Annotated in this window: 11 protein-coding genes; 7 read left to right on the forward strand and 4 right to left on the reverse strand. The window is 69.2% G+C overall.

All coding sequences use genetic code 11. The features are described 5' to 3' along the window. Positions 1-21: 21 nt before the first annotated feature. The 7 genes from HNR28_RS09985 (at position 22) to HNR28_RS10015 (ending at position 6,823) form a co-directional block, all read left to right on the forward strand. Entirely contained in the window at positions 22-873 is an 852-nt protein-coding gene (locus tag HNR28_RS09985) for a glycine betaine ABC transporter substrate-binding protein (protein ID WP_043681746.1), read from the forward strand. 102 nt (positions 874-975) lie between these two features. Further along, positions 976-2,067 (forward strand): quaternary amine ABC transporter ATP-binding protein, encoded by a 1,092-nt coding sequence (locus tag HNR28_RS09990; RefSeq protein WP_043681743.1) that lies wholly within the window; start codon positions 976-978, stop codon positions 2,065-2,067. A gap of 24 nt (positions 2,068-2,091) precedes the next feature. Next, positions 2,092-2,943, forward strand: a complete 852-nt coding sequence (locus HNR28_RS09995; RefSeq protein WP_043681740.1) for an ABC transporter permease — start codon at positions 2,092-2,094, stop codon at positions 2,941-2,943. After that, complete coding sequence (locus HNR28_RS10000; protein ID WP_151023787.1) at positions 2,940-3,788, forward strand: ABC transporter permease; 849 nt, start codon at positions 2,940-2,942, stop codon at positions 3,786-3,788. The genes HNR28_RS09995 and HNR28_RS10000 overlap by 4 nt, the downstream gene beginning before the upstream one ends. A 172-nt stretch (positions 3,789-3,960) precedes the next feature. Further along, the gene (locus HNR28_RS10005; RefSeq protein WP_151023786.1) at positions 3,961-5,766 is read left to right on the forward strand and encodes a ribonucleoside triphosphate reductase; all 1,806 of its coding nucleotides are present in this window, start codon (positions 3,961-3,963) and stop codon (positions 5,764-5,766) included. 53 nt (positions 5,767-5,819) lie between these two features. Beyond that, positions 5,820-6,002 (forward strand): anaerobic ribonucleoside-triphosphate reductase, encoded by a 183-nt coding sequence (nrdD, locus tag HNR28_RS10010; RefSeq protein WP_151023785.1) that lies wholly within the window; start codon positions 5,820-5,822, stop codon positions 6,000-6,002. A gap of 44 nt (positions 6,003-6,046) precedes the next feature. Further along, positions 6,047-6,823: an anaerobic ribonucleoside-triphosphate reductase activating protein gene (locus tag HNR28_RS10015; RefSeq protein WP_151023784.1), complete on the forward strand. Its 777-nt coding sequence runs from the start codon at positions 6,047-6,049 to the stop codon at positions 6,821-6,823. A 57-nt stretch (positions 6,824-6,880) separates the two neighbouring features. Here the strand turns inward: HNR28_RS10015 and HNR28_RS10020 are convergent, their stop codons facing one another. The 4 genes from HNR28_RS10020 to HNR28_RS10035 are packed head-to-tail and all read right to left on the reverse strand — an operon-like array spanning position 6,881 to position 11,995. Then, the gene (locus tag HNR28_RS10020) at positions 6,881-7,477 is read right to left on the reverse strand and encodes a sarcosine oxidase subunit gamma (protein ID WP_151023783.1); all 597 of its coding nucleotides are present in this window, start codon (positions 7,475-7,477) and stop codon (positions 6,881-6,883) included. Continuing rightward, on the reverse strand, positions 7,467-10,466 hold the full coding sequence (locus HNR28_RS10025) for a sarcosine oxidase subunit alpha family protein (protein WP_184142829.1): 3,000 nt from the start codon (positions 10,464-10,466) through the stop codon (positions 7,467-7,469). The genes HNR28_RS10020 and HNR28_RS10025 overlap by 11 nt, the downstream gene beginning before the upstream one ends. Continuing rightward, positions 10,463-10,738: a sarcosine oxidase subunit delta gene (locus tag HNR28_RS10030; RefSeq protein WP_151025616.1), complete on the reverse strand. Its 276-nt coding sequence runs from the start codon at positions 10,736-10,738 to the stop codon at positions 10,463-10,465. Before HNR28_RS10030 ends, HNR28_RS10025 begins: the two co-directional genes overlap by 4 nt. A gap of 9 nt (positions 10,739-10,747) precedes the next feature. Next, positions 10,748-11,995, reverse strand: a complete 1,248-nt coding sequence (locus HNR28_RS10035; protein WP_151025617.1) for a sarcosine oxidase subunit beta family protein — start codon at positions 11,993-11,995, stop codon at positions 10,748-10,750. Between the last annotated feature and the right edge of the window lie 176 nt (positions 11,996-12,171).

A 12,171-nucleotide genomic window follows, 5' to 3' on the forward strand; every position in this document is an offset into this window, starting at 1 on the left:
AATGAAACCAGGAGACACGACATGAACATTTTCAGGAAACTGCTCTGCGCCGCCGCGATGGCCGGCGCCATGGCCTCCACCGCCCACGCGGCCAAGGAGACCATCACCATGGGGACGATGTCATGGGAAGACCTGACCCCCATCACCTACGTCACCAAGCACGTGCTGGAGGACGCGGGCTACGAGGTCAAGGTGACCGAGTTCTCCGAATGGGGCATCGCCTACGCCGCGCTGGTCAAGGGCGACGTGCAGATCATGGCCTCGCAGATCAACTACGCCGGCCAGGACTACTGGAACCGCAACAAGAACCGGCTGGAAAAGCTCTCACCCGTCTCCTTCGGGCTGTACCAGGCGGTCGCCGTGCCGAAATACGTGACGATCGATTCCATGGAACAGCTCAACGAGCACGTCGACCGGTTCGGCGGCAAGATCGTCGGCATCGAGCCCGGCTCGGGGCTGATGAGCGACGCCGCCAAGGCCGTCAAGGCCTACGACCTGAAGTACAAGCTGATCGACGGCAGCACGGCCGGCATGACCGCGGCGCTGAAATCCGCGGTCGACCGCAAGGAATGGATCGCCGTGACGCTGTGGGATCCGACCTGGATGATGATGAAGTACGACATGAAGTTCCTCAAGGATCCCAAGGAAGTCTTCCCCGGGCCGCAGGGCTACTACTGGATCGGCAAGAAGGGCTTCGCCCAGGAACATCCGGGCGCGCGCGAGGCGCTGGCGGGCATCTACATTCCCCTGAGCGCCATCGCCGAGATCAACGTCGGCATGAACGACGGCCAGACGGTGCAGCAGGCGAGCGATGCCTGGATCGCCAAAAACGCCGACCGCGTCAAGCGCTGGGAAAACATGAAGAAGTACTGAGACGACCGCGCCCGGGCCCCGCCGCCGTCCGGCGGAAACGGGCCCGGGAACAGGGATGAAAGACCCCCCACGTGCGCGCCATCCGCGCACCCGGAGCATCGCATGACGACACCCCACACCCAGGCCGATGAAATCCTGGTCGACTGCCAGTCGGTCTGGAAGATATTCGGCGAAAAAGCGCCCGAAGCGATGAAGGCGATCACCGGACAGGGCCTGTCCAAACGGGACATCCTGCAGAAATTCGGCTGCATGGTCGGCGTCTCGGGCGTGAGCCTGCAGGTCAGGCGCGGCGAGATCTTCTGCATCATGGGCCTGTCGGGCAGCGGCAAATCGACGCTGATCCGCCTGCTCAACCGGCTCATCGCGCCCACCCAGGGCCGCGTACTGGTCAAGGGCAAGGACCTGGCCACCCTGGACGCGGCCGCCTTGCGCGACATGCGCGCCCACCACATCGGCATGGTGTTCCAGAGCGTGGCCCTGCTGCCCCACCGCACCGTGCTGGAGAACACCGCCTTCGGGCTGGAGGTCCAGGGGGTGGCGAAGGAAGAACGCAACCGGATCGCGGCCGAGGCGCTGGAAAAGGTGGGCCTGGCCGACTGGCAGAACCACTACCCCGACGAGCTGTCCGGCGGCATGCAGCAGCGCGTCGGGCTGGCGCGCGCCATCGCGGCCGACCCCGAGATCATCCTGATGGACGAGCCGTTCAGCGCGCTCGACCCGCTGATCCGGCGCCAACTGCAGGACGAATTCCGCACGCTGACCAAGCAGCTGGGCAAATCGGCCGCCTTCATCACGCACGACCTGGACGAGGCGATCCGCATCGGCGACCGCATCGCCATCATGAAGGACGGCGTCCTGATCCAGGTCGGGACCGCCGAGGAAATCGTCCGCAATCCGGCCGACGACTACGTGGCGGAATTCGTGGCCGGCATCTCGCGCCTGAATCTGGTCAAGGCCCGCTCGATCATGGGCACGGTCGCCGAGTTCCGCGCCGCGCACCCGGACGTCGCCCTCGACGCGCTGCCGCGCGCCGCGGCCGAAGCCGACATCGCCGAACTGATCGCCCTGTCCACCCGGACCGGCCTGGAATCGGTTGCGATCATGGACGACGGCGGCCCCGTCGGCGTCGTATCGCCCCGCGACCTGCTCAGGGGCATCCAGGGCGACCAGGCCGGCCGCCCCGCGGCGCACTGACGCCGGACCAGGAGGGTTCACACCATGAACGATACCGATCCCATCGCCGCGTTCGACGGCTGGATGGACGAGGCCCTGGCCCACCTGACGGACAGCTCCAGCCAGGTCTTCGCCGCGATCCAGGGCGGCCTGGAAGGCTTCTACGGCGCCATCCTGTGGCTGCTGGGCCTGGCGCCGTCCTACGTCGTGGCGCTCGCCATCGGCCTGCTGGGCTGGCGCCTGGTCGGCTGGCGCTTCGGCGCCCTGGCCGCCGCCGCCCTGGCGGTCTGCGAGCTGATGAATCTCTGGCCCGAGACCATCGGCACGCTGGCCCTGGTGATCGCCGCCACGCTGCTGGCCCTGGCAATCGCCATTCCGGCCGGCATCCTGAGCGGCTACGTCCCGGCGCTGGACCGCCTGGCCACCCCCGTGCTGGACCTGCTGCAGACCCTGCCGCCGTACATCTACCTGCTGCCCGGGATCGCGCTGCTGGGCTACGGGCCCGCGACCGCGCTGGTCTCCACCCTGGTCGTCGCGGTCCCGCCGGCCTTCCGCCTGGCCGCGCTGGGCATGCGGATGGCGCCCGTCGAATACATTGAACTGGGCATGGCCACCGGCATGACCCGCTGGCAGATGTTCGCCAAGATCCGGCTGCCCTTCGCCCTGCCCAGCATCATGGCCGGCATCAACCAGAGCCTGATGATGGCCTTCGGCATGGTCGTCATCGCCGGCATCGTCGGGTCGGGCGGACTGGGCCAGACCATCTACGACGCGATCCGCAAGCTCGACATCGCCAAGTCCATCGACGCGGCCATCGCCATCGTCATTCTGACCATGATCCTGGACCGGCTCAGCCAGAGCGCCGGCCGCTCCGGCTCCAGAAGGAGAAAGGCATGAACCCGACCCCGACCCACTTCTCGCCCGGCGCCTTCCTGACCCCGGCGGTGGACTGGCTGAACACCCACTGGCATCCGCTCTTCGCCTTCATCAGCGACGTCATCCAGGCCGTCCTGGACGGCGCCACGGCGCTGCTGCTGATCCTGCCGCCCTGGGGCCTGATCCTCGCGGCCGCGGGACTGGCCCTGTGGACCCTGGGCCGGCGGCCGGCCGCCGTCACGGCCCTGGCGCTGGGCTTCTGCTGGGGCGTGGGCCTGTGGCAGGAAGCCATGCAGACGATCACCCTGGTCTCGGTCGCCGTCGCCCTGTCGGTGGCGATCGCCTTCCCGCTGGGCGTGCTGGCGTCCCGCCACCCGCGCCTCGCGGCCGTGCTGCGTCCCATCCTGGACATCATGCAGACCGTGCCGCCCTGGGTGTACCTGATCCCGGCCGTGATCCTCTTCAGCCTGGGCAGCGTCCCGGCCATCATCGCCACCATCGTCTACGGCATCCCGCCGATGCTGCGGCTGACCACGCTGGCGTTCGATCAGATCCCCGGGGACCTGCTGGAACTCGGCCAGGCGCTGGGCGCGCCGCCGCGCACCGTGCTGTTCAAGATCGAGGTCCCGGCCGCCATGCCCACGCTGCTGGTGGGCCTGAACCAGTGCATCCTGCTGTCGCTGGCGATGGTGGTGCTGGCCGGCCTGGTCGGCTCGGGCGGCCTGGGCGCCGAGGTCACCCGCGGCCTGACGCGCATGGAGATGGGCCTGGGGCTGCGCGCGGGCCTGGCGATCGTGGCGGTGGCGCTGCTGCTGGACCGGCTGTCGAAGGCGGCGCTCGGCGGCGGGACCCGCAGGAAGACCTGAACGACCCGGCCCCGGCCGGAGCATGCCCGGCCCGGGCGCGCGCACGGCCCCGCGCCCGGGCCTGCTGTTCTTGACTTTCATCAAGCCTATCAAAAAAAGACGCCGGATGCCTTGATACCACCATATATTGTGTTTACGATTCGTCTGTACACAATATATAGAGATATCCAGGATGAACCCCACCCCGATCCAGAGTGCGGCCCACGCCCGGGCCGCCCGCCCCGTCCCGCACGTGGACGTGATCCGCTCCATCGACGAATACCTGCGCCAGCAGGACTGGCGCGTCAACGCCAACGCCAACCAGGGGTATTCGCTGGGCGGCCTGATCCTGAACACCTCGGGCAAGCTGATCGCCAACTACTGGCTCAGCCACGTCTACCCCGAGACCGTCGGCCAGGCGCACCGCCAGGGCGACCTGCACATCCACGACCTGGACATGCTGTCGGGCTATTGCGCCGGCTGGTCGCTGCGCACCCTGCTGAACGAAGGCCTGAACGGCGTGCCCGGCAAGATCGAGTCCGGCCCGCCGCACCACATGTCCAGCGCCGTGGGGCAGATCGTCAACTTCCTGGGCACGCTGCAGAACGAATGGGCCGGCGCGCAGGCCTTCAGCTCCTTCGACACCTACATGGCGCCCTTCGTCCGCAAGGACGCCATGGACTACGGCCAGGTGCGCCAGTGCATCCAGGAAATGATCTTCAACCTGAACGTGCCCTCGCGCTGGGGCACCCAGACGCCGTTCACCAACCTGACCTTCGACTGGGTCTGCCCGGAGGACCTGCGCGAGCAGGTGCCGGTGATCGGCGGCGAGGAAATGCCCTTCGCCTACGGCGAGCTGCAGGCCGAGATGGACATGATCAACCGCGCCTACATCGAGGTCATGATGGCCGGCGACGCGCGCGGGCGCGCCTTCACCTTCCCCATCCCCACCTACAACATCACGCCCGACTTCGACTGGCACAGCCCCAACGCCGAACGGCTGTTCGAGATGACCGCCAAGTACGGCTTGCCCTACTTCCAGAACTTCATCAATTCGGAACTCAAGCCGAACATGATCCGCTCCATGTGCTGCCGCCTGCAGCTGGACCTGCGCGAGCTGCTCAAGCGCGGCAACGGCCTGTTCGGCTCGGCCGAGCAGACCGGATCGCTGGGGGTGGTGACGATCAACTGCGCGCGCCTGGGCTACCTGCATGCCGGCGACGAGGCCGGCCTGATGGCCCGCCTGGACGAACTGCTGGAACTGGGCCGCGACAGCCTGGAGATCAAGCGCCGCGTGATCCAGGAGCACATGGACAACGGCCTGTTCCCCTACACGCGCCGTTACCTGGGCACCCTGCGCAACCACTTCTCCACGCTGGGGGTCAACGGCATCAACGAGATGATCCGCAATTTCACCGCGGACGCGCACGACCTGACGAGCCCCTGGGGCCACGCCTTCGCCGTGCGCCTGCTGGATCACGTGCGCGCCCGCATGGTCGAATTCCAGGAGGCCACCGGCCACATGTACAACCTGGAGGCCACTCCGGCCGAGGGCACGACCTACCGGTTCGCCAAGGAAGACCGCGCCCGCTGGCCGGACATCCTGCAGGCCGGCACGCCGGACATGCCCTACTACACCAACTCGTCGCAATTGCCGGTGGGCTTCACCGACGACCCCTTCGAGGCCCTGGAGCGCCAGGACGAACTGCAGCGCAAGTACACCGGCGGCACCGTGCTGCATCTGTACATGACCGAGCCGCTGTCCTCGGCCGACGCCTGCCGCGAGCTGGTGCGCCGCACGCTCGGCCGCTTCTCGCTGCCCTACATCACGGTCACGCCGACGTTTTCCATCTGCCCCAGGCACGGCTACCTGCCGGGCCGGCACGACTTCTGCCCGCACTGCGACGACGAGCTGATCGCCCGCAAGCGGCGGGCGGCCACGGCTGATGCGCCGGCCGCGGCTGCGGCCGATGCGGCCGCGCAGGTGGCGGCGGCCTGATCCGCCACGCGCCGATTGCCCTTTTTTTCACCCACCCTCAACAGGAGCATTCCATGAACCCGACCCCCGTCACCCTGAACGACGCCGAACGCCAGCCCTGCGAAATCTGGACCCGCGTCATGGGCTACCACCGTCCCATGTCGTCCTTCAACATCGGCAAGAAGGGCGAATTCCACGAACGCCGCTTCTTCGTCGAACGGCGCACCGGCCAGGCGCCCGTCCGGCAGGCCGCCTGAGGCAGGCACACCGCACTCCCCGCCGCAGGACGCCCCCGCCCGACATGCACGCCGATCTCCTTCCCCCGCCGCACGCCCGCGTCCCGGTCCGCATCCGGGCCGGGCGCGGCCCCGCCCCGCGCCTGAAGGCCGGCGGGCTCGTCCCCTTCACCGCCACGGACTTCCCCGGCCGGCTGGCGGCCGTGGTCTTCGTGCAGGGCTGCCCCTGGCGCTGCGGCTATTGCCACAACCCGCACCTGCAGCCGCGCACGGCCGGCAGTCCGCTGGACTGGGACGACATCCTGGCCTTCCTGCGGCGGCGGGTGGGGCTGATCGACGGCGTGGTCTTCAGCGGCGGGGAGCCCACCATGGATCCGGGCCTGGGCGCGGCCATCGCCCAGGTGCGGGCGATGGGCTACCAGATCGGCCTGCACACCGGCGGCACCCACCCGCGCCGCCTGGCGCAGGTACTGCCCGACGTGGACTGGGTCGGCCTGGACATCAAGGCGGATTTCGACGACTACGCCCGGGTCACCCGGGTGGCCGGCAGCGGCGCGCCCGCCCTGGCCAGCCTGCGGGCGCTGCTCGACGGCGGCGCCGCCTTCGAGTGCCGCACCACCGCCCACCCCGACCTGATCGACGCCGACGGCCTGCTGGCGCTGGGGCGGCGGCTGGCGGACATGGGGGTGCGGCGCTACGCGGTGCAGGTGTTCCGTCCGCAGGGCTGCGCGGACGAGGCCCTCAACGTCCGCGGCCCATCCCTGCGCGACTGGCCCGGCGCGGCGGTCGCCGACACGCTGGCGGCGCTGTTCGACTCATTCGAGCTGCGGCGCGACGCGTGACATTTCCCGCCCTGGCGAGATCGGAGAGCCCGCGAGAGACTCCCCGGAGGCCAGGATTTACCCCCGCATCGCATCCAGCAGCATGCGCACGACGTAGTCGGCGAAACTGCGGCGCACGATCAGCTCCCAGCCGTCCCCATGTCCGTCCAGCGGGCGCAGCAGCACGCTCGCCTTGAAGAAATGGGACTGGGCGCACTGGCCGAGCGTGAGGACGCGGGGATGCAGGTCCAGCGGGCAGCCCGCGTTCAGCACGTCGCGCGCGCCGGGCCCGCGCAGCCGCACCACGGAATGGCCGCTGGTCTGGTCGGTGACGGCGAACCAGTGGCCCGCCAGGGCGGCCTCCACGTGCGCGGCCAGGTCGGCCGGGGCGCCGGATGGCGCCCGCAGCAGCCATTCGTCGGGGCCCAGCCACAGCGCCATCGCATCCCGGCCCTGCGCCACGGTGTTGGGCACGAGCGGCAGATCCAGCCCCAGGCCGGAACGCAAGGCGTCCAGGATCGCGCCGGAGCCGGGATCGGCGCGCAGGTTCGCCAGGCCGACCAGGGGCAGTTCGTTCAAAAGGACCTGCCCGGCGGAGCCGTGCCGCAGCGGCTGGCCGAAGTCGGCGTACAGGCCCGCCAGCGGGGTCTGCTGTTGGAGGGTTTCACTCGACATTCTGACGGGCTCCTTCGGGGTCATAGAACACGGGACTGCAGACGCGCGCCGGCATGAAGCGGCCGTCGGCGGTGGCGACGGTGACGGACTGGCCCATCCGCTCCTGGCCGTCCTTCAGCAGGGCCAGGGCGATCGAGCGGCCCAGGACCGGGCTCATGTAGCTGGACGTCACGTGGCCGAACATGGGCGCGATGGCGGCCTGGGTGGGACCCTGCAGGATCTGGCCGCCTTCGGGCAGGACGCAGGCCGGGTCGTCGGCCAGCAGGCCGACGAACTGCTTGCGTCCGGCGCCGTTCGTATGGCTGCGCATGAGCGAACGCTTGCCCAGGCAGTCCTTGTTCCTGGCGACCATCCCGCCCATGCCCAGGTCCATGGGCGTGACGGAACCGTCGGTATCCTGGCCGACGATGATGTAGCCCTTCTCGCCGCGCAGCACGTGCATGGTCTCGGTGCCGTAGGGCGTGATGCCATAGGGCTCGCCGGCCCGCATCAGCCGCTCGGCGACGTGGCGGCCCATGTTGGCCGGCGTGTAGATTTCGTACGACAGTTCGCCGGAGAAGCTGACCCGCAGCACGCGGGCGAACACGCCGTCGATGGTGCCTTCCCTGAAGCTCATGAAGGGGAAGGCCTCGTTGCCGAAATCGATGCCGTCGCACACGGCGCTCAGCACCTTGCGCGCCTGCGGCCCGGTCACGGTGGCGACGGCGTACTGGTCGGTCACCGAGGTCAGGTAGACCCGCAGGTCGGGCCATTCCGTCTGCAGCCAGCGCTCCATCCAGCTCATGATGCGCGCGGCGCCGCTGGTGGTGGTGGTGAGCAGGAAATGATCCTCGGCCAGCCGGATGCTGACGCCGTCGTCCATGACCATGCCGTTCTCGTCGAGCAGCAGGCCGTAGCGGCAGCGGCCGGGCTGCAGCTTGGTCCAGGAATTGACGTACAGGCGGTTGAGGAATTCCACCGCGTCGGGGCCGCGCACGTCGATCTTGCCCAGCGTGCTGTAGTCCAGCAGGCCGACGGCGTTGCGCACCGCCAGGCATTCGCGCCGCACGGCGGCGTGCATGTCCTCGCCCGGCTTCGGATAGTAGTGGGCGCGCTTCCAGTTGCCCACGTCCTCGAACACCGCGCCGTGCTCCACGTTCCAGTCGTGCAGGCAGGTCTTGCGGACCGGATCGAAGCAGTCGCCCAGCTCGCGCCCGGCGATGGCACCGAAGCTCACCGGCGTGTAGTTGGGACGGAAGGTGGTGGTGCCGGTCTCGGGGATGCTCTGCCCGAGCGCCTCGGCCAGCACCGCCATGCCGTTGATGTTGCCCAGCTTGCCCTGGTCGGTGCCGAAGCCCATCGCCGTGTAGCGCTTGACGTGCTCCACCGAATGGTAGCCCTCGCGCACCGCGAGCAGGATGTCGGACACCGAGACGTCGTTCTGGTAGTCGATGAACTGCTTGGGGCCGCGGCTGGCCCGTTCGCCCTTGTCGACCGACCACAGGGGCATCAGGGGGGAAGACCGGACGGGCCGCGCCGACCAGGCCGGCGCCTCGGCCGGCCGGACCGAGGCGAGCCCCGCGACCGCCGCCAGGCCGGCCCGCACGCCGCCGTCCAGCGCCTCCTGCAGGCCGAAGTCGCCGTTGGCCGCGCCGGCGCTGCCTTGCGGCTGGGCCGGCTCGCCGGGCACGAAGCACGCCCGCTCCTCGCACCAGCGCGGCTTGCCGCGCGACTGCGCGTACAGGTGGACCACCGGGTTCCAGCCGCCGGACACGGCCAGCAGGTCGCAGGCGAGCGTGTCCGCGCCTTCGGGCAGGCGCGCGCCCAGGCCGCGCAGCCGCACGCCGGCGACGTGCCTGCCGCCGCGCGCCTCGGCGACCACGGCCTGGTGGATCACGGGAATCCCCAGCCGGACCGCCTCGCCCGGCAGGGTGCCCTCGCTCGCCACGCGCGGATCGACGACGGTGACCTCGGCGCCCTGGCGCTTGAGGTCGATCGCGCACTGGTAGGCGCTGTCGTTGTTGGTGAACACCACGGCGCGGCGGCCGGGCAGCACGCCGTAGCGATGGAGGCAGGCGGACACGGCGCCGGCCAGCATGATGCCGGGGAGGTCGTTGTTGCCGAAGACCAGCGGACGCTCGTGGGCGCCGGTGGCCAGCACGACGTGGCGCGCGCGGATCTTCCAGACGCGCTCGCGCGTGCCGGCGCGCTGCCGGATCGGCAGGTGGTCGTGCAGCCGCTCGCAGGCGGTGACCAGGTTGTGGTCCTGGTAGCCGAAGGCGGTCGTGCGCATCAGCACCCGCGCGTCCGGCAGCGCGGACAGCTCGGCCACGCGCCCGGCCACCCATTCGGCCGCCGGCTTGCCGTCGATGATCTCCTCGGTCCACAGCAGGCTGCCGCCGGCCTCGCCGCGGTCGTCCACCAGCATGACGCGCGCGCCGCTGCGCGCGGCCGCGCAGGCCGCGGCCAGGCCCGCCGGCCCGGCGCCCACGACCAGCACGTCGCAATGGGCGTAGCGCTTCTCGTAGCGGTCGGGGTCCGGGGTGTCGGGCACCGAGCCCAGGCCGGCGGCGTCGCGGATGCGTTCCTCGTACTTGCCCCACCAGCTGCGCGGCCACATGAAGGTCTTGTAGTAGAAGCCGGCCGGAATGAAGCGCGCGAACCGCTGCATGACGGCCATGCGGTCGTGCTCGATGTCGGGCTTGGCGTTCACGCTGGTGGCGCGCAGGCCCTCGTAGAGCTCGACCTCGGTGGCGCGCGCGTTGGGCACGGTGTAGGGGCCGCTTTCCAGCTGCACGATGGCGTTCGGCTCCTCGACGCCGGCGGTGAGGATGCCGCGCGGGCGGTGGTACTTGAAGCTGCGCGCCACGAAGTGCACGCCGTTGGCGAGCAGCGCCGAGGCCAGGGTGTCGCCCTCGAAGCCCGCGTAGGCCTTGCCATTGAAGGTGAAATTCACCGGGACGCCGCGGCGCACTCGCCCCCCCTGGGGCAGACGGCAGGGCTGGTTCATGTCGTCTCCTGGTTCTGGCCGAAGGTTTCGTAGCGCTGGAATTCATAGGAACGCGTGTCGCGCTCGGCGATGAACCAGCGGCGGCAGCCGTGGGCGTGCACCCACTGTTCGCGGAACGGCCCGCAGGTGTTGCGGCGCATGAAGACGTAGTCGCCCCATTGCCGGTCGTCCATCGATTCGTTGTCCACGGGCCGGACGATGCCGGCCTCGCCGCCATAGCTGAATTCGCTCTCGGCGCGCTCGCCGCACCAGGGGCATTGGATCTGCAGCATGATGTCTCCTCAGTGGGCCACGGCCGCGGCGCCGTGCTCGTCGATCAGGTGGCCGCTGTAGAAGCGGTCGATGGAAAAGGCCTTGTTCAGAGGATGCGGCTCGTCATGCGCCACCGTGTGGGCGAACACCCAGCCCGAGCCCGGCGTCGCCTTGAAGCCGCCCGTGCCCCAGCCGCAGTTGAAATACAGGCCCTTGATGCCGGTCTTGCTGATGATCGGGCAGGCGTCGGGCGAGACGTCGACGATCCCGCCCCACTGGCGGTTCATGCGCACGCGGCTGAGCGAGGGGAACATCTCGACGATGGCCTGCAGCGTGTGCTCGATGCTCTGGAAGCTGCCGCGCTGGCCGTAGCCCAGGTACTGGTCGATGCCGGCGCCGATCACCAGGTCGCCTTTGTCGGACTGGCTGATGTAGGCGTGCACGGCGTTGGACATGATGACGGTGTGGATGCAGGGCTTGACCGGCTCGGACACCAGCGCCTGCAGCGGATGGCTTTCGATCGGCAGGCGGATGCCGGCCATGTCGGCCAGCACGCTGGAATGGCCGGCCACCACCACGGCGACCTTCTTCGCCTTGATGAAGCCCTTGCCGGTGTCCACGCCCTCGACCGCGCCGTCCTTCCTGCGGATGTTGGTGACGGGGCAGTTCTGGATGATGTGCACGCCCAGCCGGTCGGCGGCGCGGGCGAAGCCCCAGGCCACGGCGTCGTGGCGCGCCACGCCGCCGCGCCGCTGGAACGAGCCGCCCAGCACGGGATAGCGGCTGTCCAGGTTGATGTTGGGGACGATGGTCTTGATCTGCGCCGGGGTCAGCCATTCGCCGTCCACGCCGTTGTAGCGGTTGGCGTTGATGCGCCGCTGGGTGTCGCGCACTTCCTGCAGGGTGTGGGCCAGGTTCATGACCCCGCGCTGGCTGAACATGACGTTGTAGTTCAGGTCCTGGGACAGGCCTTCCCAGAGCTGCATGGCCTTCTCGTAGAGCTGCGCGGACTCGTCCCAGAGATAGTTGGAGCGCACGATGGTCGTGTTGCGCGCGGTGTTGCCGCCGCCCAGCCAGCCCTTTTCCAGCACGGCCACGTTGCGCACGCCGTGGACCTTGGCCAGGTAGTACGCGGTGGCCAGCCCGTGGCCCCCGGCGCCGACGATGACGACGTCGTATTCCTTCCTGGGCTCCGGGCTGTGCCATGCCCGGCCCCAGTTTTCATGATGGCTCAGCCCGTTGCGGATCAGGCTGAAAATCGAGTAGCGGTTGCTCATGGTCTCCTCGCTGGGATGTCTCCGCCCCCCCTCGCAGGCGGGTCGCATGAGGCGCAGTACATCAAAAGCGAAGCGGCCGAGCTAGCCCGAAGATTTCTTCAGCAAACCTGCTGAAGCGATTTTTGGGTGCGCAGGCTGCCCCGGCGATGAAGCAGTAGGGATCAGCGGTGTGTGGA

It is taken from the genome of Castellaniella defragrans (assembly GCF_014203015.1).
Lineage (GTDB): Bacteria > Pseudomonadota > Gammaproteobacteria > Burkholderiales > Burkholderiaceae_B > Castellaniella > Castellaniella defragrans.